This window comes from Pseudomonadota bacterium, assembly GCA_026388315.1.
Taxonomy (GTDB): domain Bacteria; phylum Desulfobacterota; class Syntrophorhabdia; order Syntrophorhabdales; family Syntrophorhabdaceae; genus MWEV01.
The window spans coordinates 43,190-68,149 of record JAPLKA010000049.1; the positions used below are offsets into that span (position 1 = coordinate 43,190).

Annotated in this window: 27 protein-coding genes and 1 pseudogene; 14 read left to right on the top strand and 14 right to left on the bottom strand. The window is 45.6% G+C overall.

Going from position 1 to position 24,960, the window contains the following annotated elements; genetic code table 11:
* The first annotated feature begins 127 nt into the window (after positions 1–127).
* Genes NTX75_06120 through queC form a run of 4 tightly spaced genes read left to right on the top strand, consistent with a single transcriptional unit; the run spans position 128 to position 2,912 of the window.
* Positions 128–1,039: a hypothetical protein gene (locus NTX75_06120; GenBank protein MCX5815806.1), complete on the top strand. Its 912-nt coding sequence runs from the start codon at positions 128–130 to the stop codon at positions 1,037–1,039.
* A gap of 25 nt (positions 1,040–1,064) precedes the next feature.
* Positions 1,065–1,472, top strand: coding sequence for an NUDIX domain-containing protein (locus tag NTX75_06125; protein MCX5815807.1), 408 nt, complete (start codon positions 1,065–1,067; stop codon positions 1,470–1,472).
* A gap of 49 nt (positions 1,473–1,521) precedes the next feature.
* Positions 1,522–2,217 (top strand): queuosine precursor transporter, encoded by a 696-nt coding sequence (locus NTX75_06130; protein MCX5815808.1) that lies wholly within the window; start codon positions 1,522–1,524, stop codon positions 2,215–2,217.
* A 5-nt stretch (positions 2,218–2,222) separates the two neighbouring features.
* Positions 2,223–2,912 (top strand): 7-cyano-7-deazaguanine synthase QueC, encoded by a 690-nt coding sequence (gene queC / locus NTX75_06135; GenBank protein ID MCX5815809.1) that lies wholly within the window; start codon positions 2,223–2,225, stop codon positions 2,910–2,912.
* 32 nt (positions 2,913–2,944) lie between these two features.
* On the opposite strand, the gene NTX75_06140 is transcribed toward queC, so the two are convergent.
* From NTX75_06140 to NTX75_06190, 11 genes are all read right to left on the bottom strand, one after another.
* The gene (locus tag NTX75_06140) at positions 2,945–3,445 is read right to left on the bottom strand and encodes a response regulator (GenBank protein ID MCX5815810.1); all 501 of its coding nucleotides are present in this window, start codon (positions 3,443–3,445) and stop codon (positions 2,945–2,947) included.
* A 22-nt stretch (positions 3,446–3,467) separates the two neighbouring features.
* Positions 3,468–4,214, bottom strand: coding sequence for a HAMP domain-containing sensor histidine kinase (locus tag NTX75_06145; protein ID MCX5815811.1), 747 nt, complete (start codon positions 4,212–4,214; stop codon positions 3,468–3,470).
* A gap of 95 nt (positions 4,215–4,309) precedes the next feature.
* Entirely contained in the window at positions 4,310–4,948 is a 639-nt protein-coding gene (locus NTX75_06150) for an ABC-type transport auxiliary lipoprotein family protein (protein MCX5815812.1), read from the bottom strand.
* Positions 4,949–5,001: 53 nt separating this feature from the next.
* A complete protein-coding gene (locus NTX75_06155; GenBank protein MCX5815813.1) occupies positions 5,002–5,925 on the bottom strand; it encodes an MlaD family protein in 924 nt (307 codons plus the stop codon).
* A 22-nt stretch (positions 5,926–5,947) separates the two neighbouring features.
* Entirely contained in the window at positions 5,948–6,751 is an 804-nt protein-coding gene (locus tag NTX75_06160; protein ID MCX5815814.1) for an ATP-binding cassette domain-containing protein, read from the bottom strand.
* A gap of 20 nt (positions 6,752–6,771) precedes the next feature.
* A complete protein-coding gene (locus NTX75_06165; GenBank protein MCX5815815.1) occupies positions 6,772–7,902 on the bottom strand; it encodes an MlaE family lipid ABC transporter permease subunit in 1,131 nt (376 codons plus the stop codon).
* 78 nt (positions 7,903–7,980) lie between these two features.
* On the bottom strand, positions 7,981–9,333 hold the full coding sequence (locus NTX75_06170; protein MCX5815816.1) for a sigma-54 dependent transcriptional regulator: 1,353 nt from the start codon (positions 9,331–9,333) through the stop codon (positions 7,981–7,983).
* 108 nt (positions 9,334–9,441) lie between these two features.
* Positions 9,442–11,028, bottom strand: a complete 1,587-nt coding sequence (locus NTX75_06175) for an ATP-binding protein (protein ID MCX5815817.1) — start codon at positions 11,026–11,028, stop codon at positions 9,442–9,444.
* Positions 11,018–11,434 (bottom strand): Spy/CpxP family protein refolding chaperone, encoded by a 417-nt coding sequence (locus tag NTX75_06180; GenBank protein ID MCX5815818.1) that lies wholly within the window; start codon positions 11,432–11,434, stop codon positions 11,018–11,020. Before NTX75_06180 ends, NTX75_06175 begins: the two co-directional genes overlap by 11 nt.
* Complete coding sequence (locus tag NTX75_06185) at positions 11,431–11,811, bottom strand: glycine zipper domain-containing protein (protein MCX5815819.1); 381 nt, start codon at positions 11,809–11,811, stop codon at positions 11,431–11,433. Before NTX75_06185 ends, NTX75_06180 begins: the two co-directional genes overlap by 4 nt.
* Positions 11,812–11,939: 128 nt before the next feature.
* Complete coding sequence (locus NTX75_06190; protein MCX5815820.1) at positions 11,940–12,437, bottom strand: periplasmic heavy metal sensor; 498 nt, start codon at positions 12,435–12,437, stop codon at positions 11,940–11,942.
* 258 nt (positions 12,438–12,695) lie between these two features.
* Between NTX75_06190 and NTX75_06195 the strand changes: the two genes are divergently transcribed.
* From NTX75_06195 to xseA, 3 genes are read left to right on the top strand one after another with little or no spacing between them, the layout of a single operon-like run.
* Positions 12,696–13,571 carry a hydroxymethylpyrimidine/phosphomethylpyrimidine kinase gene (locus tag NTX75_06195; protein MCX5815821.1) on the top strand — a complete coding sequence of 292 codons (876 nt, stop codon included), beginning with the start codon at positions 12,696–12,698 and terminating at the stop codon, positions 13,569–13,571.
* Between the two features lie 31 nt (positions 13,572–13,602).
* The gene (gene thiC, locus NTX75_06200; GenBank protein ID MCX5815822.1) at positions 13,603–14,886 is read left to right on the top strand and encodes a phosphomethylpyrimidine synthase ThiC; all 1,284 of its coding nucleotides are present in this window, start codon (positions 13,603–13,605) and stop codon (positions 14,884–14,886) included.
* A gap of 35 nt (positions 14,887–14,921) precedes the next feature.
* Positions 14,922–16,112, top strand: a complete 1,191-nt coding sequence (xseA, locus tag NTX75_06205) for an exodeoxyribonuclease VII large subunit (protein ID MCX5815823.1) — start codon at positions 14,922–14,924, stop codon at positions 16,110–16,112.
* Positions 16,113–16,163: 51 nt separating this feature from the next.
* Here the strand turns inward: xseA and NTX75_06210 are convergent, their stop codons facing one another.
* The 3 genes and pseudogenes from NTX75_06210 to NTX75_06220 form a co-directional block, all read right to left on the bottom strand.
* Positions 16,164–17,270: a DegT/DnrJ/EryC1/StrS family aminotransferase gene (locus NTX75_06210; GenBank protein ID MCX5815824.1), complete on the bottom strand. Its 1,107-nt coding sequence runs from the start codon at positions 17,268–17,270 to the stop codon at positions 16,164–16,166.
* Positions 17,271–17,396: 126 nt separating this feature from the next.
* Positions 17,397–17,933 (bottom strand): annotated as a pseudogene (locus NTX75_06215) (capsule biosynthesis protein CapD).
* 682 nt (positions 17,934–18,615) lie between these two features.
* Complete coding sequence (locus NTX75_06220) at positions 18,616–19,428, bottom strand: FecR domain-containing protein (protein MCX5815825.1); 813 nt, start codon at positions 19,426–19,428, stop codon at positions 18,616–18,618.
* Between the two features lie 542 nt (positions 19,429–19,970).
* On the opposite strand from NTX75_06220, the gene NTX75_06225 reads away from it, so the two are divergent.
* The 7 genes from NTX75_06225 (at position 19,971) to NTX75_06255 (ending at position 24,944) form a co-directional block, all read left to right on the top strand.
* Positions 19,971–20,291, top strand: a complete 321-nt coding sequence (locus NTX75_06225; GenBank protein ID MCX5815826.1) for a MarR family EPS-associated transcriptional regulator — start codon at positions 19,971–19,973, stop codon at positions 20,289–20,291.
* The gene (locus tag NTX75_06230) at positions 20,233–20,712 is read left to right on the top strand and encodes a nucleotidyltransferase domain-containing protein (protein ID MCX5815827.1); all 480 of its coding nucleotides are present in this window, start codon (positions 20,233–20,235) and stop codon (positions 20,710–20,712) included. The genes NTX75_06225 and NTX75_06230 overlap by 59 nt, the downstream gene beginning before the upstream one ends.
* A complete protein-coding gene (locus tag NTX75_06235; protein MCX5815828.1) occupies positions 20,709–21,170 on the top strand; it encodes a DUF86 domain-containing protein in 462 nt (153 codons plus the stop codon). Before NTX75_06230 ends, NTX75_06235 begins: the two co-directional genes overlap by 4 nt.
* Positions 21,167–22,357 carry a GDP-mannose 4,6-dehydratase gene (gmd, locus tag NTX75_06240; protein MCX5815829.1) on the top strand — a complete coding sequence of 397 codons (1,191 nt, stop codon included), beginning with the start codon at positions 21,167–21,169 and terminating at the stop codon, positions 22,355–22,357. The genes NTX75_06235 and gmd overlap by 4 nt, the downstream gene beginning before the upstream one ends.
* Positions 22,358–22,418: 61 nt before the next feature.
* On the top strand, positions 22,419–23,573 hold the full coding sequence (locus tag NTX75_06245) for a GDP-L-fucose synthase (protein ID MCX5815830.1): 1,155 nt from the start codon (positions 22,419–22,421) through the stop codon (positions 23,571–23,573).
* A gap of 137 nt (positions 23,574–23,710) precedes the next feature.
* Entirely contained in the window at positions 23,711–24,559 is an 849-nt protein-coding gene (locus NTX75_06250; protein MCX5815831.1) for an ABC transporter permease, read from the top strand.
* Positions 24,560–24,578: 19 nt separating this feature from the next.
* A complete protein-coding gene (locus NTX75_06255; protein ID MCX5815832.1) occupies positions 24,579–24,944 on the top strand; it encodes a four helix bundle protein in 366 nt (121 codons plus the stop codon).
* Positions 24,945–24,960: the final 16 nt, after the last annotated feature.

A 24,960-nucleotide genomic window follows, 5' to 3' on the forward strand; every position in this document is an offset into this window, starting at 1 on the left:
TGTGTCATGTCAAAGGGAGAATATACAATATACACTAAGCAGTATGCACTAAGGACTAAGCACCAACACTTCACTTAGCAGAAAGACTTTCGCGCTCTCCTCTTTTCTGTTATTATTAAGGTTATACATGAAAATTGTTGATATCCATACCCACGGCATCGGCGGCTATGATACCGGGGACAGCACTTCAGAAGCTATTCTGAAAATGGCTGAAATCCATGGTATTCATGGTGTCGATGTGATTATTCCTACCATCTATTCCGCACCGGTTCATGTGATGCGGGAAAATATGGCAGCAGTCAAGAAAGCGATGGAACGGCAGGGAGCGGACAACTCAAAACTCAACACTCAAAACTCAACACTGCCTTCCCTTATTTTTGGCGTCCACCTTGAGGGTCCTTTTCTGAACCCATCCCGCTGCGGAGCACTTGATGTCTCATCATTTCTGAGGCCGGATGAAGCCGTGCTGAAAGAGCTCACTGAAGGCTTCGAGGACATGGTAAAAATCATTACCATTGCCCCTGAGTTGGAGGGTTCGTTAAAACTTATAAAACAGGCAAGGGGCATGGGGATCAATGTCGGCATGGGCCATTCCGATGCCACGTTTAATGAGGCAGAAGAGGGATTCAATAGAGGGGCAAAGAGCATAACACACATTTTCAATGCCATGCGCAGTATCCATCACCGCGAACCAGGCATTGCTGGATTTGGTTTGTCCAACCGGGATGTCTTTATAGAACTTATTGCCGATCCGTTCCACCTCCATTCTGAAATGATAAGAATAATATTTGCCATTAAAAATCCTGACAAAATAATCCTCATCTCTGACTCCGTGAAAGACACTCCCGAACCTTCACCCTCCACTCATAACCGGTTTGAGGTCAACACTGTTTTTCCCGATCCTGCAGCCACCCTCCGTGGCGGCGTCATGACTGTCACGGAATCAGCACATCGGCTTATTGATATGGGTTTTGATGAAGAAATTGTAATGCGGTGCATGAGCAAGAACCCGGAATCGTATCTGGAAGTTAGCTATTAGCTATGGAAGAGAAGATATTAGCTTTATGAACAAAGAAAGACCACAGTGCGGGTTGATTCTGGAAAATAGTGAAGGAAAAATCCTGCTTCAATTGCGGGACAATAAGCCTGGCCTCCCTTATCCCGGTTGCTGGGGAACGTTTGGAGGGCAGATAGAAGAAGGCGAGACGTCCGAAGAGGCAATCAGGCGGGAGATTAAAGAAGAATTAAATTATGAACTGCGAAACCCTGAATATTTCAGCAATTTTCCTTTTGATGGCTATGACATCTATATGTTCAGGAAGAGAGATGCCGGTATCACAATCCAGGACCTCACTGTCAGGGAGGGCCAGAAAGGTGAATTCCTCACCCTTGCAGAGGTTATTCAATCCCCTTGTGCATTCAATTGTAAGGAAATAGTCATCGCCTATTTTGAAATGTTTCATGAGAGGTAATGGAATTTACATTTGAATTACCGCCTATATTGCGCTAAGTTAAATACTCATGAGCGACCAGCCAACCAATAACGCAAAATACACCCCCTGGTTTGTATGCATCGTTGCCCTGTTCACAACATGCCTCATCACATCGAATATTACCGCCGTAAAATTAATCAGTATATTCGGGCTGATTGTTCCTGCCGGCATTATAATATTCCCTCTAAGTTATATATTTGGCGATGTGCTGACCGAAGTGTACGGCTACCGCAGGGCCCGCTCCGTCATCTGGCTCGGGTTTTTCTGCAACCTCATGACGGTCATCGCAATTTGGCTTGGGCAGATACTCCCTGCAGCATCATTCTGGGATGGACAACCAGCTTACGAGCGCATATTGGGGTATACTCCCCGCTTGCTGGTGGCTTCATTTGCAGCATATCTTGCAGGCGAATTTGCCAATTCCTTTGTCCTTGCAAAAATGAAAGTGGCAACCAAAGGAAGGTTCTTATGGGCACGCACCATAGGTTCCACTCTGGTGGGACAGGGGCTTGATTCATTCGTCTTTATGCTCATAGCCTTCATCGGGGTAATCCCTCCCAACGCCCTTGCGAATGCAATCATTACACAGTGGCTCGTAAAATCAGCCTATGAGGCAATACTCACACCCCTGACTTACCGGATCGTAACCTTCCTCAAACGTCGTGAAGGGATCGACGTATACGATCACACCACGCGGTTTAACCCTTTCCTCATTATGGAGTAATATTCATGAAAAAGGCTATCGTTCTCTGCAGCGGGGGTATTGACTCCACCACTGCCATGGCTATTGCAAAACAGCAAGGTTATTCAATTTACAGCCTTAGCTTCGATTACGGCCAGAGACATCGTATTGAACTTGAATCGGCCAGCAGAATTGCTGCAATAATGGGGGCAGAGAAACACCTTGTCATGGACATCAATTTAAGGAGAATCGGAGGCTCAGCGCTTACAGACTCTATAAAAGTACCAAAAGGAAGGGTGGCAGAAGAAATCGAAAAAACCATCCCCGTGACCTATGTACCTGCACGCAATACAATTTTTCTCTCCTACGCGCTCGCATGGGCAGAGGTGCTGAATGCGCCGGACCTGTTCATCGGTGTCACTGCGGTCGATTATTCCGGATATCCTGATTGCCGCCCTCAATATATAAGCGCCTTTGAGGCCATGGCAAATCTTTCCATTAAAGCAGCCGTGGAAGGCAAGATAAAAATCACCATCCACACACCGCTCATCAACATGACAAAGTCAGAGATTATCCGCAAGGGTACAGAACTCGGCGTAAACTACAGCCTTACCCATAGCTGCTACGACCCTTCACCGGACGGCAGGGCCTGCGGTTTATGTGATAGCTGTTTTCTGAGAAAAAAGGGGTTCAGAGAAGCAGGTATCCCCGACCCCACCCCGTATACAGACTGCTGAAGGCCTACTGAAAGTTTATACGTCGGACGACATTATATCGCTGAAGGTTTTCCCCATTCTTTCCAGTTCAAACCTGTTTTCTTTTCCCAATCTGACTCGAATTTTTCGGTGAAGAACCCGTGCAATTTTTCAAAAAGCAGTTTCCAGCCGGACTCGAACTCGTAATTGAGCACATCTTCAAGGAACGGGACGATTTCGCCAAGCTTTTCCTTGGGGAGGTATGCCCGTGCACCCATTTCATGTGAGCGTTTCAGGGCTTCAGCGCTTAATGCATGGGCAGTAAGCATGGCAACCTTCATGCCCTTCTTCACAGCAAGTTCCAGGAGGTCAAAACCACGTACCCCCATAATATCGAGTATTACCACATCGTAGTTACTGGATTCCAGCTTCTTTACTGCACTCTCATATGTGGTAGCCTTGTCAAAGGTACACTTTGGACAGGCCTCAATTATCTCTTCTTCTAAGACTGTCAAAACATCAGGTTCATCATCCACTGCTAAAATCTTTTTTCCGTCTAAAATAGACTCCTTCATGACGCTCTCCTCCTTTATATTTTTAAATTTGAAGGGGCGGAATCCGGACTGTAAAACATGTCCCCTTTCCTTCCCCGCTTGTCAGGGTAATCTTGCCATTAATCGTATCAATGAGGGTTTTCACACAGGAAAGACCGAAACCAAGCCCCCTTTCATCGCCTTTTGGTTTGTCTTTCGCACAGAGGAACCGCTTAAAAATATAATCCTGTTTCTCCGGTGGTATACCGGACCCATCATCTTCAACCATTACAACAAGATCTTCATCACCGCTGATGGATATATTGACACGCTGCCTGCGATATTTCAACGCATTTGTAATGAGATTCCGGATGATCTGCTGAAGCTTTTTCTGGTCATGGATAAATGGGGATGCACTGTATTTTCCTTCAATATGTATAAAAACCCCGTTATCCTTAAGAAGTTCAAAAAAATCCTCATAAAGGTCTACTGAAGATAATTTTTCTACCATACCCGGGTCAATGATCTCCATGGCCTCAGAAAGCGAATCCCTGAGGATATATGGAATCGAACACTGTTCCTTCCTGAACAACCCCTCTTCAGAGCGGTAAACCTCTATCATCTCATGGAGAAAGGACTGTGCCTTATTCGCATTCCGTAAAATCATATTGAGGGCCTTCCGCTGACGGTCATTTAATGGACCGTATCTGTCTTCTTTATTTAGAAGGTTGTTAATGCTTGTAGATGCTATCGATAAAGGCCCTGTAAGATCATGTATCAACAGGTCAATCAAAGAATCTCTCTCGTTCATGTTGTTTTCCGTCTCCTGCCTCTGAAAAACTTGACGTATATTCTGCATGTTTTATAACATTTTTTAACGTATCGGGAAAGGACACAATGGCGTTATTAATTCTTTCCGGCAACTCCATGAATATCCTTTATTAACTGTTCGGAGAAGTGGAGCATATTCACACTCATACCGCGGGCAAACTCATCAGGTGAATGTTCTTTAAGGGATTCCTCAAAATGATAACGCTTTTGAAATACTACCCTTTTGGTGAGTTCCTTCTGGCTTCCATCGATAAATGACACATTTGTCTTAAGAACTGCCTTCCGGTTATCCTGTGCCATCATCTCCAAAAATTCCTCGACACCACCCTCAATAATAAACCTTGTACCCTCTATGTCACGATATGAAAAAACCACCGGAAAAACATTCGCCGCCCTCAAATCGCGGATCAGGTAATCAGTCACCATATCGCCGGGGTTTACCCTCCAGCGGTTATAATTGTAAGCAGCAAGTTTATATGGCTGCGCCCTGTATAACATTGCCTGGGAATTGAATGATTGGTACACAGAGAATCGCTCAACTTTTATCGGTTCGCACATGCGGCCAAGGGACTCAACAGTGGGCGGGGTATATTCCAGAGAGTACTGCTCAACGAGATGAGGCGCCTTCGATCGTCCAAAACAACCGGCAGCAATAAATACGATCACGATGATAAAGCTCATTTTTACAAAGTTAACGGTTTTTCCCCTTTTCATCCTATCCCCCATTCTGTTTCCCTGGTTTGTTCAGTCTCTCAGGTTTCTCCCCGTCATTTCCCTGTCGGCGGTTCGCTGAAAATAATATCAGACGGGTCAGCGTTGAGTCTGTTCAACAGGTTTTCAAGGGTCTCCGATGCTCGTCTCAAATTCTCGCTCGTTATTTGAATTTCAGTAGCTACAACCTGGGTCCTCCTTGCCGCATGATCCACGAGACGGTTTGCCTTATCCGCTGTATCTGCAATATTTAAGGCGCTAATCTCCTTATTTACATTCTCAACAACCTTTTTTGCACCGGCAATAACATCCCGTGCATCCTTGAGCATATCCTCAACCACACCTTCCTTTTCCAGCATTGTGTTTATTTTATTCGACATGTTTTCGAGGTTGGCTGCCGCATTTGCTAAACTTGCTACCATGCCCTTCATTTTAGAATCGCCTATAAAGGTTTCGATTGTTTTTGTCGTAGATTTTATCTGATCTGATATGCCCTTAAAATCAATCTGGTTTGCCTTCTCAACTACACTATATATACCTGAAAAAATTTTCTGCATATCTGACGGAATGGACGGTATGACGGGATCGTTTGTGGGAAAATGTATTTTTGGTGTGAGTTTTGCATAAGAAGGTTTCATCTGTTCGAGTCCCACAAAGACAAGGCCGGTTATACCTGCCATTTCAAGTCTTGCCACAATAGTGTTAGACATATCACCCTGTAAATTCATCTTCATCGTTACTTCCACGAGCCTGTTGTCCGGTGCCAGGCCGATCTTTGTAACCCACCCCACATCAACACCCTGATATTTTACCCTTGAATCCACCTGTAACCCCTGAACAGATTCTTCGAAATAGGTAACAAACGTATCGCCTTTTTGAAAATATTTGGAGGCGCCTATCCAGATGACGATACCTACTCCGATTAAGGTGCCTATTACCACGAACAGGCCGACAGTAAACAACGGCTTTTTTCTGGACATTTATATTTCCTTTTTGCGTCTGTTAATGTGTTGCCTTCCTGTTAAAAAAGTTGGTTACCCGGGGATTCTCCGAATGCTCTTTTAATTCCCGGGGATCGCCTTCTGCTATTATACCCTTTTTACTCTTATCGAGCATAATTATTCTATGGGCAACATTAAAAATTGACTCAAGCTCATGGGTCACTATGACCATTGTAGTACCGATGCCTTTGTTGAGGTTTCTTATAAGCATGTCAAGTTCAGCAGATGTTACAGGGTCAAGGCCTGCCGAGGGTTCATCAAAAAAGAGCACCGTAGGATCCAGCGCTATAGCCCTCGCAATGCCTGCCCTCTTCTTCATACCACCGGATAATTCAGAGGGAAGGTGGTTTTCATACCCTGAGAGGCCCACCATGCCGAGCTTAGTTTTTACTATAGGATCGATGATTTTTGAAGGGAGACGGGTAAATTCCATGAGAGGAAGCGCCACATTTTCGTATAATGTCATTGAGCCAAAAAGTGCGCTCGATTGAAAAAGCATCCCCATACCTCTCCTCAGTTTTCCCATCTCGTCATCATCTGCGCTCGTAATATCAATACCGTTAATAGTTACCCTGCCCGAGGCAAGCTCATACAACCCGATCATGTGCTTCAGGAGTGTCGATTTCCCGCACCCGCTCCCGCCGAGAATGATAAAAATTTCGCCCCTGTATACTTCAAAACTCACGTTCTCAAGGACAGTGTCATCCCCAAAACGGGCCGTAAGGTTCTCAACAACGATTATCGGGTCAGTGCTTAACGCACCGGTTTCGGAGTTCGGTTCCCCGATAGAAGCATTCGTGGACATGGTTCGGGGTTCGGAGTTATTCATATATAATTCAACAAGATCGCAAAAATCGAATCAACAACTATAATGAGGAACAGGGCTGCCACTACAGCCGAGGTCGTTGCGTTACCCACATCCTGCGCACCACCCCTTACCATGAACCCCCTCTGACATCCAATCCCTGCGATGAGTATTGCAAGGACTACCGATTTTATCATGCTTGTCACAATGTTAAATATGGTTATCGCCTTTATTGACTGCTGGACGTAGGTGTACACCGTTAAGTCGAGAAAAAAGACACCTATCGCTAATCCGCCGATAATAGCAAAAAGGTCGGCAAATAACGTGAGGAGAGGAACGACCATAATCGCAGCAAAGACTTTTGGTATTGCAAGAAATCTGATAGGATTAAACCCCATTGTAATTAATGCATCCACTTCCTCGTTTACCTTCATGGTGCCAATCTCTGCTGCAAAGGCTGAACCGGAACGGCCTGCCACAAGAATCGCTGCCATGATCGGGCCCAACTCCCTTACCATGGCCAGGCTCAAAAGCGATGGAACATATATATTTGCACCAAATTGTTTAAGCTGCAATGAAGACATGAATGCAAGGATGAGACCCAACAAAAAGGTGATGAGTCCAACGATCGGAAGCCCGTCCACACCCACCTTTTTCATGTAGACGATCACATCGGTCCACCTCACCGAGCGGAGATGGAACAGAGAATATATGATTTCTAAAGTAAGCTCTCCACCAAAGGAAATAACCTCTAAAATGTCATCATAAAAACCGATGCTTGCCTCACCTATCCGCTCAAAAAATCCTATTGTCCTTTTTTCCGGTATGATAGGGTTTGTACTGAGTGCGTCCCGGTCAAGGAGGGTCATTATCCCCTTCACCTTATCGGACATATTCAGGTATGCGAATGGTATGGACTTTCTTTTTGCTTCATTTTCCAACTGGATGAGCAACAGCGCACCTGCGCTATCCAGGTACTCAACGTTTCCAAGATCAGTGGTAAGTTTCGAAGGGTGCTTCTCTTCAAGAAGCGTTTTTATCTCAGGCAGCATCAGGCTTATAGTATCCAGCGACGCACTGCCTGAGATGGAGAGGATAATGTTACCGCCCTTCTCTCCCGAAACCAAAAGGGCATATTGATCATGTGGCATATGTTATTTATATCACAACGATGTATAAATATGAATAGTTTAAAGTGATTCGCTATATGGCATAAAAGCTCATAGTTGTTAGCTATGAGCTTTTATGCCATATTTCTTTATTTTATAGCGCAGCATACGCTCGCTGATGCCGATCGCAGATGCTGCCTTTGTCTGTACACAGTCTGCCTTGATGAGGGCCTCCATTATCATCTTCTTTTCCATGGACTCAACCACATCTTTTATACCCTCTCCAGCAGGGGCTTGATCCGCTGCAGAGAAGAAAGGCAGGTCCTCTTTCGATATATATTCACCCCTGGTGAGCACCACAGCCCTTTCTATAATATTTTCAAGCTGACGCACATTTCCCGGATAATCGTTCTTAATAAGGATGTCTCTTGCCTCATTTGTGAACCCCTTTATTATCTTTCTGTGCCTGTCGTTATAACGCTTCAGGAAGAAATCCATGAAAACCGGTATGTCTTCCCGCCTCTCCTGTAAAGGGGGGATACGGATTGTCACCACATTAAGCCTGTAATAAAGGTCATCCCGGAATGTGCCTTTCTTTACCTCTTCTTCGAGGTTCCTGTTTGTGGCTGTAATGATTCGTACATCTATTCCGATTGGATGCAGTCCTCCCAGCCTTTCCACCTCTCTCGCCTGAATCACCCTGAGCAGCTTCGATTGCAACAGGAGTGGCATATCGCCTATTTCATCAAGGAAAAGCGTCCCCTTGTTCGCCAGCTCAAACTTACCGATCTTTCTCTGGAATGCGCCGGTAAATGCACCTTTTTCATATCCGAAGAGTTCACTCTCGAGGAGGTTGTCCGGGATGGCTGCACAGTTGACCTTCACAAGCGGCTGGTCCTTTCGCTCACTTAGTTCGTGAATGAGGTCTACAACGAGTTCCTTGCCTACACCACTCTCCCCCTCAATAACGCAAGTAGAGTCGGTTTTTGCAATCCGCACGATAAGGCTTACGACTTCATTCATCTTGTCGCTGATATAGATAAAATTTGCCGTTTTAAGCCTGCCCTGAAGCACTTCCTTTAGCACCTTATTCTCATGAACAAGGTGCCTCTTTTCTTCGATTTTTTTGATCCTGAACAGAAGGTCTTCAAGATCAATGGGTTTTGTCAGATATTCTGATGCGCCTGATTTGAGCGCATCTACAGCATTTTCAATACTCCCGTAGGCTGTAATCATTATTATTTCAGCTTCCGGGTTCATCCCTTTGAACTGCTTAAGGAGCGTCAGCCCGTCGGTATCGGGAAGCTTAAAGTCAAGCAGCACAATGTCAATGGGTCGTTCTTTGAATACCAGAAGTGCATCTGCGCCATTTCCGGCCCCGGCCGCACCGAAGCCCTCCTTCCTGAGAAGATCCTCAAGAAGTGACCTCTGTACATCCTCATCTTCGACAATTAAAATGTTGGCATGTTCCATTATTAATACCTCTGCGATTTAGCTCATGGCGGTTAGCGATTAGCTAAATGAAAATGAAAAGTTAAGAATTAAGAATTATAACGGCTTTTAATTCTACATTCTACATTTTTAATTCTTAATTTCTCTACGCTCTACCTTCTGCTTAACCGGTAGGGTTAAGCAGAAGGTCGTCCCCTTCCCTGTCCCGCTCGTTACCTTTATATCGCCGCCATGGTCCCTGATAATCATGTATGAAATGGGCAACCCGAGTCCCATGCCCTTGTCCTTGGTTGTATAATAATACTCAAATATTTTCCCCGTGTCCTCTTCCTTAATACCTTGGCCCGTGTCTTTTATAGAAATTTCGACCATGTCTCCGGCTGTTTTAGTTGACACTTCTATATACCCGCCGTTATGAATGGACTCTATCCCGTTTAAAACTATATTATAAAAGGCCTGCTTCAGTCTCTCTTTTTGAGTCTCCATAAAAATTCCCCGGTCAATATCATTGATTAATTCGACTCCGCTCGTACTCGCCTTCTCCCTGATAATGATCAGTACTTCATCAACTATAGCATAAAGATTCTCATTCAGGAATGGCGCCTGCGACTTCGTTGAAAGGAGAAATTCCTCAACAATTCTGTTAATCCGGGAAAGCTCGTCTCTCATAATATCGATAAACCTGTCATATTCCTGCTTCTTTCCCCCCTCCGGGGTAAATTCTCGCTTGAGCCGCTGTACAGACATACTCACGGCATTCAGCGGGTTCCGAATTTCATGTGCCATGCCCGAAGCAAGTTTACCCAGCGATACAAGCCGTTCCTTCAGGGCCAACTCCTTTTCCATCGTCCTCATCCGCTCAGAATAACGCCTTTCCAGGTAAAATATGATGTAAGTGCTGAGGGCGCCCGATACAACGAGAAACACCAGGATAAAGATAAAGTTAACTGTCGTCCTCCGTAAGATATCCTTTGCGAGGTCTTTTGAAAGGAGAACTTCCACAGAAAACCCGGGGAGAAACCTCGATTCAAGGGGCTTATTGAGGACAAAACGCGACGCAGAAGCTTCCCCTTCAAGTGATGACGCATATTGCACTCCTTTTTCATCATAGATATTTATACCGGCAATATTGAGTCTTTTTTCCTCCCTGTCAAGTATCTCTTTTACGATATGTCTTGTTCTGAGGGTTTCCAGTTCTTTTTCATCCAGCCAGAAAAACACAAAACGTTCCGATACCTTGATACCCATCAAGAGAGATTTATTAGTCCCATTGGGCATTTTCACAAATACTTCTTCTTTTCCGGACATAAGCCTTTTTATATATGAAGGTTGGATTTGCATGGTACCTTTTTTCAGCACCACCGCACCTCCGTGGTCCAATACCACAATATTTGCAACGGGGATTTTCTGGATTGCGTCTATTGATGCGGTCTTAAAAAAGGCATAAAGGTCTTCGATAATTTCTTCATCGTACACCAGAACATTGAGGAAATTCGGGGTGATGATAGAGGGTGATACGTCGAGAAGACTCAGGTATTCGAGATTTACGTCTATTTCTCTTCTGATGTGATTGACGATTATCTCGGCTTCGCTCTTCAGTAATGCTTCTATGTTTTTCTGGATAACCCTGAACTGAACAAATCCGGTTATAGCAATGAGGACAAAAAAAATGACGAATAGCAGGGATGGGAATATATAAGTCTTTTTATCTCCCATACCCTCTCATTCCCAGTGGACGCATCATCCTGCGCCTCTCTGAAGTGCAAAAGTTATTATATTTTTCCCTTTGTTCATTGTTCAGTGTTCTTGATACTTCTCCCCTGTACTGGTTATAGAGGTTTTCCCGCGTTCTTTCAATATCTGAAATCTCGTTCTGGAGCTTTTCAATCCTTTCCGTATTGCCCGGCTGGTTCCTGGAAAGCTCTTTCAATTCCAGCCTTTTTCTGACGGCTTCCTGCTTCGTTGAACGCCAATCATTTATATATTTCTCCTTTATCTCTTTCACCTTCATCTTCTGGGAATCAGTAAGCTGAAGCCCCCTCTCGAAGTCAGCATATGAATCCTGTGCAAAGAGAGGGGGCACAAAAAGGAGGAAGAGGAGAAGGGCAACTATATATCTCATGGATTTACCGGCACCCATACCTTATGTGATGGAACCCATTTCCCGCCAATCCACTGGCCCTGGACATCGACCCATTGACCCGGTGGCTGCTGAACATTTTCCGGTGCAGCATAAGTACGTTGTTGCTGGGCGTTTTGTACGTTCTTCTGTTTCTGGTAATCCATCTCATGTCCCACGATAGCACCGCCAAGAGCACCGCCAGCTGCACCGATGAGGGTTCCTGCTGTGTTGTTTCCAATAACCTGGCCGGCAATTGCGCCAAGCCCGGCGCCCACAGCAGCGCCTTTCGAAGTATCGCTCATACCCTCAATGGAAGCACAGGAGAAGGTAAAAAATCCTACAACAATCATCAAGATAAATACATTATTTTTTTTCATCTTAAATCTCCCCTCAATTAACCTTACAATAAAATCGTTCAAAGTCCGACGTTTTGAATAAAGGCCCTTACTTATTTTATGAACCTTGAACGTTGAACCTTGAACGTTGAACATGTGTAATACCTCAGTTACTGCACACAGGGACCGGCACCTGTACCGGCGCCCGGGCCCATACCTCTGCCCATACCCTTACCCATACCGGGACCATAGCCTGATTCACCGATTTTCTTGATCTGTTCAGGGGTAAGTATCTTTCTCTGGGCAAGCTTAAACTGAACCATCTTGTCCTGCATGGTCTGCTTTAATGCATTCATCTCTTTCTGCTTTGCAAGGATTGCAGCATCACTCGAATTCGGATCGGCATAGAGGTTCTTCAATTCCGCTCTCTTTTTAAACATCTCATACCGGGCCGCTGAAGTATCATTTCTGAATTTTTCCCGTGCCTGCCACATCTTATCCTGCTGCTCCTGGGTAAGATTCAGGTTTGCGTACATGCCTGCGCCATAACCCATTCCCATACCCGGACCACCACAACCAAAGCCTGCGCCTTTCGGCCCGTAAGCAAAAACCGTTGCTGCAAATGCCACAAAGAGCACCACCATAATTCCTGCATACCGTTTTTTCATTTTATCCTCCTGTTAAAAAATTTTATTTACTGCCCTATTATAGAGCAATACCTGTGCCACAATATCATCTGCCTCTAATTAATCGTAATTTACTGTAATTGTTAATAATTTATTGTACAGGGATAAAACGCCTTTGTGTCGTTGAGGCAATGAATGTCGAAGTGGATTGCATTGCTCGACACATATGTCGAAGGTGCTTTTTGTTACCTCTCACCTGGAAAATATGATATATTCTAACTTCTCAAAAAGGTATTATCCGTGAAGAATATCCTCACCATAGCAGGCTTTGACCCCTCGTCCGGGGCAGGCATCACAAAAGACCTTGATGTGTTCTTCTCCCTCGGAATACACGGCATTTCTGTGCCAACCTGCATCGTGAATCAGGGTCCAAAGGGGGTTACAGGTATTTACCCCATTCCGCCTGACCAGTTCTCGTACATGCTCGAAGCAGTAACAAGTGGGGCAAGGATAGATGGCGTAAAAATTGGCGTTATGTGGGACGAGGCACATGTTGAAGTCCTATCGGAATTCATCAAGGCAATAATTGAAAATAATCCCCCCCAATTCCCCCCTTTATACCTGTCCTCGCGAAGCGGGGAAAAGGAGGGCGAGGGGGTATTTATTCCCGTTGTCCTTGATCCCGTCATATCTGCAAAAAACAACACCCGCCTCATCACGGACAGAGGGCTGAAAAAACTCGTCGATTCAATGCTTCCCCTGACAACCGTTATTACCCCCAATATCGACGAAGTACACCTCATCACGGGAACAAAGATCGAATGTCTCAACGACATGAAGGCATGTGCAGAGAAAATCCTGAACATGGGCCCAAAATCCGTTGTCATAAAAGGGGGGCACCTTGAAGGCGAACCTATTGATCTCCTCTATGACGGCAACGAGTTTACGACATGGCAGAAAAAACGGATAGACAGGGAAGTTCACGGCACAGGATGTACATTTTCCTCATTACTCATTTCTTTCCTTGTGCATGGCTATCATCTGAAGGATGCATTCATTATGTCTGAGCAATACATGCAGGATTTGCTGAAAGAAAGTTACAGGATTGCAGATAACGGGTATTTTTATATGTCCTCTGCAATCGCATCATCAGGCTTTAAGCGGAAAATTCCTTAAAACTCATAAAAAAGATGGAGATGATACGATCATGAAAAACCAACTTACGGCAGCACGCGAGGGGAAAATCACCCCGGCAATGGAAAAGGTTGCGCAGGATGAAGGCGTCGACAAAGAACAACTACGGCAATACATTGCCGAGGGAAAAGCGACAATCCTCGCAAATAATAGGCACAAAAATTTCACCCCCAAGGGCGTGGGAAAAGGCTTAAGTGTCAAAGTGAACGCCAACCTCGGGACATCCTCCGAGCGGATCGATATCGATGCAGAGCTCGAAAAGCTCGATATGGCCACAAAGGCCGGCGCTGATACGGTCATGGACCTGAGCACCGGCGGCAACCTCGACGAAATCCGTAAAATCATCATGGACAAAGCAAGCATACCCATCGGCACCGTACCTATCTATCAGGCAGCCGTAGAAGCAGTGAAAAAGAGAAAGTCCATTACCAAACTTGATCCTGACGAGTTCTTTGATGTGATAGAGAAACACGGGATGGATGGTGTTGACTTCATTACCGTCCACTGCGGTGTCACAAAGAGGTCCATTGAGAGGCTGAAAAAACAGGGGAGGATTACCGGCATCGTAAGCAGGGGTGGTGCGTTCCTCACTGAGTGGATCATCGTGAACAACAAGGAAAACCCCCTCTATGAACAGTATGACAGGCTCATCAGGATTGCAAAAAAATATGACATGACCCTGAGCCTTGGCGATGGCCTGAGACCAGGGTGTATTGCCGATGCTACAGACAGGGGGCAGATCGAAGAGCTTATCATCCTCGGTGAACTCTGCGCTGAAGCACTAAAAAACGGTGTGCAGGTCATGATCGAAGGCCCCGGACACGTGCCCATCAACCAGATTGAAACGAACATAATTCTCCAGAAAAAGCTCTGCAACGATGCCCCTTTTTACGTGCTGGGCCCCATTGTCACCGATATAGCGCCGGGCTATGACCATATCACCTCTGCCATCGGAGGCGCACTCGCGGCCTTCTATGGTGCGGATTTCCTATGTTATGTAACCCCGTCTGAACACCTGGGACTTCCCACACCGAAGGATGTGCGTGATGGCGTCATGGTCACAAGGATCGCAGCCCATGCGGCAGACCTCGCACGTGGCAATGAAAAGGCGTTCCAGCGTGACAAGGCCATGTCCGTATACCGGAAGGCCCTGGATTGGGAGGGGCAGATCAAATGTGCGATCGATCCGGAAAAGATAACGGACTTCAGGAAGGGGCGCAACCTACATGATGACGTGTGCAGCATGTGCGGCGAATTCTGCGCAATGAAGATTGTGAAGGATTATTTTAAGAAATAGCGGTTAGTGCCTACTGCTTAGCGCTTAGCGAATCCATGTTGCCAATCCAAATATACACAGTCTCTGACCTTACCGCCGGCATAAAACGCGTTATCAACTCCCAATTCCGCGATATACTCGTGGAAGGTGAGATTTCCAACCTGAAACTCTACCCTTCCGGGCATCTCTATTTTACCCTCAAAGATGACAATGCCATGATCAAGGCTGTGGTCTTCAACTTTTACAATAAATATCCAACAGAAATGGTACAGGACGGTATAGCGGTCATTTGCAAGGGACGGGTTGATGTCTATGAGAAGCGGGGTGAATACAGGCTTCTTGTTGATATGATAGAGGTAAGGGGGCTGGGGCTTTTCCAGTTGAAATTTCAGATGCTGAAGGAGAAGCTGTATAAGGAAGGATTATTTGCTGCAGAGAAAAAGAAACCGCTTCCGATACTCCCGCAGAGGATCGGCATCGTCACATCTCCGGCAGGCGCCGCAATCAGGGATATGCTGAAGATTATCTTCGGGAAATACGGAAATATGGCAGTTGAAATTTATCCGGTGAAGGTACAGGGCGATGATGCCTGTTATGAGATTGCAGAGGGGATTGAATACTTCAATAAAACCGGAGAAGTTGATGTAATTATTGTGGGAAGAGGAGGAGGCTCTCTTGAAGACCTTGCCCCGTTTAATGAGGAGATGGTGGCAAGGGCAATCTATGCTTCTCATATCCCGGTCGTCTCCGGCGTGGGCCACGAGATAGACTTTACGATAGCCGATTTTGTGTCTGATGTGCGGGCGCCAACGCCTACTGCTGCTGCAGATATGGCTGTGCAAAGCAAAAATGAGCTTTCAGAGGCTCTCCTTAACACAAAAAATGCCCTGGAACAAGGCATCAGAAAGAAGATTGAAAAATCGAAGTTTATGCTTTATGAGAATACGATGGAACTAAGGGAAAAGAAAGACATCTTCACATCTTACAGGATGTATCTGGATGAACTCCTCAATAACCTCCTTCACGGTTTTTCGAACTATTTCAGGGATCAGAAGACCCGTCTTGATGCTATGGCCCAACGGCTTACCGACCTCAACCCCAAAAGCATCCTTAAAAGGGGATACAGCATCACCATGAAGAAAGACACCCGCGAAGTCGTCATTGATTCCAATCAGGTTGCCGGCGGCGAGGAATTGTCAATCACCCTCCATAAAGGCACAATCAATGTAATTGCAGGCGGTGAATAATCCGGCTGTCAGCAATCAGCTAATCCGGTTCCGGTATCCAGCATCTCGCTATCAGCCATGCGCTGCTTTTATGGCTTCTCTCAGCGCCTTATACACCATCTCAATCTCCTCCACTTTCATATTCGTATAAAAAGGAAGGGCCAGGATTGATTCCCCCGCAGCTTCAGACTCAGGAAAGTCTCCGGGCTTAAAACCAAACTGCTCCCGATAGAAAGGCTGGAGATGGATGGGGCTGAAATATGGCCTTGCCGGGATGCCGCGCTCAGCCAGAAGAATAATTATCTTATCCCTGCTGATCCCGGGGGCTAAACGCACCACATAGACAAACCAACTCATACGTGTCGTTGTGGGGGCAATCTTTAAAGGACTGACGCTTTCAAGGCGGGACAGGATTCTGTTGTATTCCTGTGCCACGTTGTCCCGTTTGCGTAACAATTCGTCGAGACGCCTTATCTGAACAACACCGACGGCAGCATTCAATTCAGACATGCGGTAGTTGTATCCAAGACGGCTATGGTTCAACCACCCGTCAAACTTGTCCCTCCCCTGATTTCTCAGGCTTCGGAAAAGGTTCGCCCAGTCTTCGTCGTTGGTCACTAATACAGCGCCTTCGCCGCTCGTCATCTGTTTATTGGGATAAAAGGCATACGTGCCGGCCCTGCCTATTACCCCTACCCTGCGGCCTTTATATTCTGCCCCGATTGCCTCGCATGCATCCTCGATCACGATAAGATTATGTCTTTCAGCAATCTCCATAATCGGGTCAATGTCTGCCGGTTGGCCGAAAACATGCACCACGATGATTGCCCGTGTCCGTTCCGTAATCGCTGTCTCTATCCTGCCGGCATCCATATTCAATGTCACTGGATCAATATCCACGAATACCGGTTTAGCCCGCTCAAAAAGTATACAGTTTGCCGATGCTATAAAACTGAACGGCGACGTAATGACCTCATCGCCTGGTTTAATATGTGCTGCCACCATACAGAGATGGAGCGCTGAAGTGCCATTTATAACCGCTATCGCATGGCCGGCCCTTGCCTCTCCGGCAGCTAACCCCTCGAATGTTACTGTTTGGGAACCAATACTCAGGTTACGGGATTGCATGACCCGTAAGACCGCCTGAATCTCCTCAGATGTAATATCCGGCATTGCCATTGGCACCTTCAAGGATGATGATGGCACTGCCCCCTGCTCATCCGCCTGATCTATGAGGCTGCTGAAAGAAGACACCATGGAAAAAGGAATCGGAATACCCTGACAGAAAGATTTAATGTTTTCAACTGTCTGGGTTGGTGCGCTGGGCATAGCAACAATCACTTCATCAATGCGTTTCTCTTTCACTATTTCAACTAACCTGATCAAAGGGCCGGATACCGTCAGGCCCTGTATTTTCATACCTATTTTTTTGGGATCATCATCAAGAAAAGCCACGGGCTGCAATCCCAACTGCGGATTAGTCAGCAATTCCCGTGAGATATTGACTCCTGTATGACCGGCGCCGGCAATCAACACCCGCCGGTTAGGGCTTATTCCCGTCATTTTCCAATCAATGTCGCCAGGGTAACGTTCCATCATTTTCAGGATCACCCGAAAACCGCCCAGTAAAAACAGGCTCATTATACCTTCAAGAATGAGCAGTGAACGCGGGAAAACCCCTCGCATCCAAAACGGGTTAAGAATAAACAGTGAAATTACAGAGAGAATGATTGAGCCGATCAAGACCGACACAGTCAGAGACATAAAGTCTTTCGTATAGGCATAGCGCCATATACGCCTGTATATGCCTGAAAAATAGAAAACTGTCGGGCGAAGTATCATGGCAAAGACGATAAATGGCCAGATTATCCGTAAATAATAGCTGAATAATAGTTTGTCGGGATAGACTGCCTCCAGCCTGAGCATCATGGCAAAAATGATGGCAACGGATGTCAGCAGTGCATCAGCAATAATCATGTACCAGTAGCGTTTCATGGTTTGTGTATTGTAACAGTTTTAACGAGAAAGTAAAAGATTCAATACGCAGTTTAAATCACAGTTTGTATTTATCTCATGCTTTGTATAAGAATTTCGCACTTTTAACAATATTCCCGGTATCAACTATAGGGATGTCGAAAAGGGAAAAATCGATGGTGCGGTATTCGTCATGAGGCGTAGCGATGAGCAGGAGGTTATAATCATCTGAGATTTCTACCGATTTTCTACCGGCAAACCGGGGAAATTCACGAGTGTGTCTGATAACGGGTAGATACGGGTCATTGTAGCTGTCGGAACTATTGTAATGAATAGAGCTATTATTATGTAGAAAAAGGAAAGGTAATTTGCAGTAATTTATGAATATTTATAGATATTTTTTGCATTTGTAGTTAATTACCCGGTTACTATAAATTAGAATAGTTCTGAACTGTAGCTTCCGCCGGAGTGACAGTGCTTTGGTAAGCAATCAGCTAAGGAAATTGGGTTTTCCCAAGCTGATTGCTTTATTTTTAAAGAATACTTGCTTTCAGTGACATACAGATGTGTGTGTGGTGGTAGTGCTGCTGCTGCCGGAAGAAGCGCCTACGACTGCAAGCCCTGCTGCAACTACCGCTGCACCAAGTGCGATTGTTCCTACACCAACACCTGCACCTACTGCTGCACCTGCGCTAGCGCCTGCGGCACCCGCGCCTGCTGCACCTGTGGGCATTACAGCGCCGACCTCACCCATGATACCCTGTATTACCGCTGGTGCAAAGGCCGCCGGTAGTGTCGGTGCAAGACCTGCCACTACCGTTGTGAACTGTCCGGCTACAACAGTCACGACCTGTGTCGGCAGCGCCGGATTAAAAACAGTAATAGCATTCTGAAGGGCATAGAATGTTGTCCCAGGGTTCTCTGAGATAACGGTCAACCACTCGGTTCCCCTTGCTCCTGCAACGGCAGTAGGGGTGTGGACTTCAAATTTGGAATCCGGATCAAGAAATTTTTCAACTTTGGCATGCATAGCACCGGCTTTTAACGAAACAATACTGCTCCTCTTGTTTTTATCAAGCAAATACTCCGTAACTTCAAGGTTTGACTTCTGGCCGACACTGAGCAGGGTATCGTCGGTTAACAACAGCTTTGCCCTTGCTTTATCGGCTGTTGCTACAACGTCCTTTGTCTGGACAGCATCGCCAACCTTTGGTGTGGCGGTTACCTTTGCTCTCAACAGGGAAACATCGCCACGAATTTCATTAAATTTTCCTACAACATCGGCAAGGAGCGGGGCAGGAAATAAAATCTGCAGGGCTAACAAAACAACAAAAAAACTGTAAAACACCTTTTTCGAATTCATAATACGCCTCCCTTACTGTTTATTAAAACTAAAATGTTGATTCTTTGAAAAAATATTACATTGGGGTATTAATTCTGTCAAGAGAAAACACAACTGAAACCTAAATTTCTCTTGAAAAATAGGGCTCGCGTGTGATATTCATCACATGCGAGCGGGGGAATCAATCTGTTATAATTGAATTCAAAAATACGTCATTGTAGCTCGTCACAATATGCTTAATTCATTTATTATTTTAAGATGTTACGATACATCCAACGGCGGTAGCTTGTTTATAATAAGGTAAAAGGCGAAGCGGAGATGCTGGATACTTGATGCTGGATGGCCCTGAACCGTGAACTGTGAACAGCTTTTTATTCCATGAGCCATGAGCTATCTTTGAGGTCAATAAGGAAAATGGAAATTACTACAATACAAGTTTTTATTGACTTCCCTGTATTTAACAATATAAAATCAATATGTTCAATGTTTGAACGAGCCGCAAAATCCTGTTTTACAACATTCTGCAAACATTGTAGACGGCGGTAGCCTATCATGGTGAAGTTGTGAAAGAATCACAGTTCAAGGCATTACTCGAAATATCAACAGAAAATGAAATGACCCAGCGTGTGCTTTCAAGCAGGCTCGGCTTGAGCCTCGGCAGCGTAAATTATATTATTAAGGCATTAATCCAGAAGGGATATGTCAAGGCAAAAAGGTTCAAAAATTCCAGCAACAAGATTGGTTACATGTACATCCTCACCCCTGAAGGCATGAAAGAGAAGATAAACCAGACAGAGACATTCATGCAACGAAAGAGGGAAGAATATGAAAGGCTTAAGGCAGAAATGGATACGCTCAATGGTTTTGTTGATCCCCATGATTAGCGAGCGTCTTTACAATTTGGTGGAGGTTGAACGACAGGGGTTCCGTGACCGTATAACAGAGATTCTAAATAAGCGCCACGAGATTCTCTTCGCCTATTTATATGGTTCTTTTATTGAAGAACCCGACCTGCCATTTCACGACATAGATATTGGTGTCTACGTATCGGGTCTGCCAGAGGCGAAATCGGTGCCTTATATGCTTGACCTGGCTCAGATGATAAGTGAAACACTGGGTATGCCCGTCGATGCACGTGTCCTCAATTTTACCCCTGTAAGCTATTTGTACCACGTGATCCAAGGCGACCTTCTTGTTGATAGGGACGACGACTTCCGCTCCACTTTTGTAGAACGAGTCATCGCAAAGTACCTCGATATTAAACCAAGGATCTACTCTGCCATGAAAGAGGTGTTTGCTACATGATTCTTAACCGTGAACTTATTATGAGTAAATGCCGGGAGATTGAGGAATGCATAGAACGGTTGGAGCGCGTCACAGAAAAGTCAAAAGACGATTTTCTAAAAGAACAGGACCTGAAAGATATTGCCTCATACAGGCTAATGATTGCTATCGAAGCCGCTCTGGCTCTGTGCTATCATGTTGCAGCAAAACAACTCAGAAAGGTACCGACAGAATACGCTGAGTGCTTTGTCGTTCTGGCGGACGCTGGCATAATCACCCCAGACCTGTCCGGTCGATTGCAGAAAATGGCCCGTTTTCGTAACTTGCTTGTACACATGTACTGGAAATTAGATTATACAATTCTTTACGACATAATCGAGAATAATCTTGGCGATTTACGTGAATTTATGCGCGCGATCGCGTCCTTAGAGATAGAAAGTCATAATAGAACATTGAACAAATCAAAGGAGTTAACTTGAAAGCTCTCATTACCGGCATAACTGGCCAGGACGGTTCTTACCTTGCTGAGTTCTTGCTCTCCAAGGGCTATGAAGTGCACGGTCTCATCCGTCGCGCAAGCACGTTTAATACCGGCAGGATAGACCATATCTATCTTGACCCGCATGTAACAGGGACTAAACTATTTTTGCATTATGGCGATCTTTCCGATTCTGGTCAGCTTATAAATCTGATTTATAATATACAGCCCGATGAGGTGTATCATGTCGGCGCACAGAGTCATGTTAAGGTGAGTTTTGACATGCCGGAATACACGGGAGATATAACAGGAATCGGCACAACAAGGCTTCTTGAGGCCATTCGAAGAAGTGGAATAAAAACAAAATTCTATCAGGCTTCATCTTCAGAACTTTTTGGCGCTTCGCCTCCTCCGCAGAACGAAAAGACGTTATTCTATCCCCGCAGCCCCTATGCGGCAGCAAAAATATATGCCTACTGGATGACAGTTAATTATAGAGAGGGTTACAACATTTTTGCCTGTAACGGCATTCTCTTCAATCACGAATCGCCCCGCCGCGGCGAGACATTTGTCACACGTAAAATTACCAGGGCCCTTGCTAATGTTCTCGCAGGCAACCAGAAGAAACTTTACCTCGGCAACCTCAATGCCAAGCGTGACTGGGGATTTGCCCCTGAATATGTAGAAATGATGTGGCTTATGCTCCAGCAGGACAAACCTGATGACTACGTAGTAGGCACTGGCGAAAGCCACTCGATCCGTGAATTTGTCGAATCAGCCTTTGTTTATGCAGGAATCGAGCTCGAATGGCAGGGCACCGGCACCAACGAAAAAGGCATCATAAAGTCCGTAAGTCGTGATTCGTTAATCGTGAACAGTATTAATGCCGCCGAATCACAAATCACCAATCACGAACTACGACCAGGCTCCGTCCTGGTGGAGATTGACCCTCGCTACTTCCGCCCTACTGAGGTTGACTTCCTCCTTGCAGACATTACTAAAGCCAAAAAACAAATTGGCTGGCAACCTCGCATCACATTCTCCGAACTCGTTAAAATTATGGTCGATTACGATCTGAAACTCGTCGGCATTACCCCTCCCGGCGACGGCATTAGTATCTGCGGTGAAAAATGTTTCAACTACACGACTCACTCATTTGCAACCAACGAACATATTCGAGAACGTTAGCGAAATATATGATAACGTTTCTTTGGTTTCTATGGTTGCATATCTAACCAGAGAAACTAATATGAATTTGAACGACATGCGAATAACGGTAACTGGAGCAAAGGGGTTTTTAGGAACTTACCTTATCGACAAACTCCAAGACCACGGCTATCAGTACATTTCCATCGCTGACCTGCCTGAGTACAACCTCGTGAACCTTGCCGACATTCAACGTATGTACACCGACCAGAAACCCGATATCGTCATCCACCTTGCTGCAAAAGTGGGTGGTATAGGATTTAATCAGGAAAACCCCGCCTCTCTTTTTTATGAAAATGCCATGATGGGCATTCAGTTGATACACGAAGGTTACTTGAGGGGAATTAAAAAATTTGTAGCCCTTGGCACTATCTGCGCCTACCCGAAATTCGCTCCCGTTCCCTTCAAAGAAGATGATATATGGAACGGCTACCCTGAAGAAACAAACGCCCCATATGGATTGGCAAAAAAGATGATGCTTGTCCAGTCCCAGGCATATCGTCAGCAATACGGTTTTAATTCAATATTTCTTTTGCCTGTGAATTTATATGGCCCAGGGGACAACTTCAGTTTTAAATCCTCTCACGTTATCCCGGCGCTCATCCGCAAATTCTATCTTGCCAACCTCCTTTCTGCAGGTGATTTTGCTTCCATCATTAAGGACTTCCTCCGCAATAACGACAATGAAGCTGTAATTGGTGGTTCGAGATTAGAAATTAACAAAAACTCTCCTGTTGACAACGTTTTAGCGGTTCTCAAGCATTACGGCATTTATTTTTCAGATGATCTTAACCTTGAACGTTCCGTTAAAGATGTTGATGTTAACGTTGAACATAGAACGTTGAATGTTGAACATTCTGTTGTTGTCGAGATCTGGGGCACCGGCAAAGCCACCCGTGAGTTTTTTTACGTCGAAGACGCTGCTGAGGCAATAACTCTTGCTACTGAGCAATACAACAAAAGCGAACCAGTCAATATTGGCGCTGGTTTTGAAATCTCCATCAAAGATCTTGTCTCTCTACTTGTTGAGCTAACCGGGTTTAACGGGTCTGTTGTGTGGAACACCTCCAAACCAGACGGCCAGCCCCGCCGCATGTTGAATACCACTCGTGCTAAGAGTGAATTCGGTTTTAAAGCAGCAATTAGCTTCAAGGAAGGGTTGAAAAAGACGATTGATTGGTATACTTCAACCAAATAGACCAAATAAAAGAAAAGGTTTTCTTCTCTCGCCCGTTCACTGAGGTATGATGCTTTCATCTCCTTTTTCTCGTTTTCTCTATGCCCTTCGCCCATGTTTTTCATCGCCTATCACCTATGAGCTATGAGCTATCACTTATGAATTCATCTTCCACACATACACAAGAATCGGTGCTCATCATTGAGCCCGGCCGCACGGAGAAAAACTACTGGGCCGACCTATGGCGATATCGTGAACTATTTCTGATTCTGGCCTGGCGGGATATCTCCGTACGCTACAAGCAGACCATCATCGGGATTCTCTGGGCAATCATCAGGCCTTTTCTTACTATGGTCGTCTTCACCATCATTTTTGGCCGCATTGCCAAACTCCCCAGCGACGGAAGCGCCCCATATGCCCTTTTGGTCTTTGCCGCCATGCTCCCTTGGTCTCTTTTTTCAAACGCCCTGAGTGAATCGTCCAACAGTCTGATCAGCAACGCCAATCTAATCGGCAAGGTTTACTTCCCCAGATTGATCATTCCCGCGGCGACCCTGGTAACCGCTTTCATCGATTTCCTCATCAGTTTCATTATCCTGATCGGAATGATGGTCTATTATCAATTCGCACCCGGCTGGCACATGCTGTTGCTGCCGTTCTTCATCATCCTGGCCTTGCTGGCCAGCCTGGGACCCGGTCTCTGGATTACCGCGCTCAATGTGAAATACCGTGATTTCCGCTATATCATCCCGTTTGTGGTGCAGTTCGGTCTTTATGTTTCTCCGGTAGGATTCAGCAGCAAAATTGTTCCGGAACAATGGCGACTGCTATACAACCTCAATCCCATGGTGGGGGTCATCGACGGTTTCCGTTGGTGTATCCTGGGCGGCAACAGCCCGATTTATGTTCCTGGCTTCCTGCTCAGCCTTGCCATCATCGCCTTTTTTCTCTGGTTAGGCATATCCCGTTTCCGCAAGACGGAAAAAACATTTGCAGATCTGATATAGGCAAGAGATAAGGGGATAAATGAAAAGACCGCATTTCCGTTTTGAAGACCTCGAGATTTGGCAACTGGGCAAAGAGCTTTCAGTGCGTTTTCATAAAGTGGCTGACAACCTCGAGCAACGAAAACTCTACCGCTATGCTGAACAGATTCGTGCTGCAGGCCTTTCCGTTCCCAATAACATTGCTGAAGGCAGTGGAAGTTTACATCCAAAAGAGTTTCAGCAATTTCTCAACATAGCCAGACGATCAATTTTCGAAAATGCATCCATGCTGCTTGTCTTCGAAGCCATGGAACTGCTGGCGAGCGAACATGTCGATGAGCTTTTATGGAAGTGTGACGAATTAAGCCGCAAAATCACCAACTATATCCGGAGCAGACAACCATGACTCTTACCGCTTCCCC

Bases quoted from the DNA above. Each gene is read 5' to 3' on its own strand.
- NTX75_06190 (MCX5815820.1), bottom strand. From the start codon at position 12,437: ATGAAAAAACGGTATGCAGGAATTATGGTGGTGCTCTTTGTGGCATTT.
- NTX75_06175 (MCX5815817.1), bottom strand. From the start codon at position 11,028: ATGGGAGATAAAAAGACTTATATATTCCCATCCCTGCTATTCGTCATT.
- NTX75_06160 (MCX5815814.1), bottom strand. From the start codon at position 6,751: ATGTCCACGAATGCTTCTATCGGGGAACCGAACTCCGAAACCGGTGCG.
- NTX75_06120 (MCX5815806.1), top strand. From the start codon at position 128: ATGAAAATTGTTGATATCCATACCCACGGCATCGGCGGCTATGATACC.
- NTX75_06165 (MCX5815815.1), bottom strand. From the start codon at position 7,902: ATGCCACATGATCAATATGCCCTTTTGGTTTCGGGAGAGAAGGGCGGT.
- NTX75_06145 (MCX5815811.1), bottom strand. From the start codon at position 4,214: ATGAACGAGAGAGATTCTTTGATTGACCTGTTGATACATGATCTTACA.
- NTX75_06185 (MCX5815819.1), bottom strand. From the start codon at position 11,811: ATGAAAAAAAATAATGTATTTATCTTGATGATTGTTGTAGGATTTTTT.
- NTX75_06235 (MCX5815828.1), top strand. From the start codon at position 20,709: ATGATTCTTAACCGTGAACTTATTATGAGTAAATGCCGGGAGATTGAG.
- NTX75_06210 (MCX5815824.1), bottom strand. From the start codon at position 17,270: ATGGCAATGCCGGATATTACATCTGAGGAGATTCAGGCGGTCTTACGG.
- NTX75_06220 (MCX5815825.1), bottom strand. From the start codon at position 19,428: ATGAATTCGAAAAAGGTGTTTTACAGTTTTTTTGTTGTTTTGTTAGCC.
- thiC (MCX5815822.1), top strand. From the start codon at position 13,603: ATGAAAAACCAACTTACGGCAGCACGCGAGGGGAAAATCACCCCGGCA.
- NTX75_06130 (MCX5815808.1), top strand. From the start codon at position 1,522: ATGAGCGACCAGCCAACCAATAACGCAAAATACACCCCCTGGTTTGTA.
- NTX75_06245 (MCX5815830.1), top strand. From the start codon at position 22,419: ATGAATTTGAACGACATGCGAATAACGGTAACTGGAGCAAAGGGGTTT.
- NTX75_06230 (MCX5815827.1), top strand. From the start codon at position 20,233: ATGAAAGGCTTAAGGCAGAAATGGATACGCTCAATGGTTTTGTTGATC.
- xseA (MCX5815823.1), top strand. From the start codon at position 14,922: ATGTTGCCAATCCAAATATACACAGTCTCTGACCTTACCGCCGGCATA.
- NTX75_06255 (MCX5815832.1), top strand. From the start codon at position 24,579: ATGAAAAGACCGCATTTCCGTTTTGAAGACCTCGAGATTTGGCAACTG.
- NTX75_06155 (MCX5815813.1), bottom strand. From the start codon at position 5,925: ATGTCCAGAAAAAAGCCGTTGTTTACTGTCGGCCTGTTCGTGGTAATA.
- NTX75_06140 (MCX5815810.1), bottom strand. From the start codon at position 3,445: ATGAAGGAGTCTATTTTAGACGGAAAAAAGATTTTAGCAGTGGATGAT.
- NTX75_06180 (MCX5815818.1), bottom strand. From the start codon at position 11,434: ATGAGATATATAGTTGCCCTTCTCCTCTTCCTCCTTTTTGTGCCCCCT.
- NTX75_06170 (MCX5815816.1), bottom strand. From the start codon at position 9,333: ATGGAACATGCCAACATTTTAATTGTCGAAGATGAGGATGTACAGAGG.
- queC (MCX5815809.1), top strand. From the start codon at position 2,223: ATGAAAAAGGCTATCGTTCTCTGCAGCGGGGGTATTGACTCCACCACT.
- NTX75_06150 (MCX5815812.1), bottom strand. From the start codon at position 4,948: ATGAAAAGGGGAAAAACCGTTAACTTTGTAAAAATGAGCTTTATCATC.
- NTX75_06250 (MCX5815831.1), top strand. From the start codon at position 23,711: ATGAATTCATCTTCCACACATACACAAGAATCGGTGCTCATCATTGAG.
- NTX75_06125 (MCX5815807.1), top strand. From the start codon at position 1,065: ATGAACAAAGAAAGACCACAGTGCGGGTTGATTCTGGAAAATAGTGAA.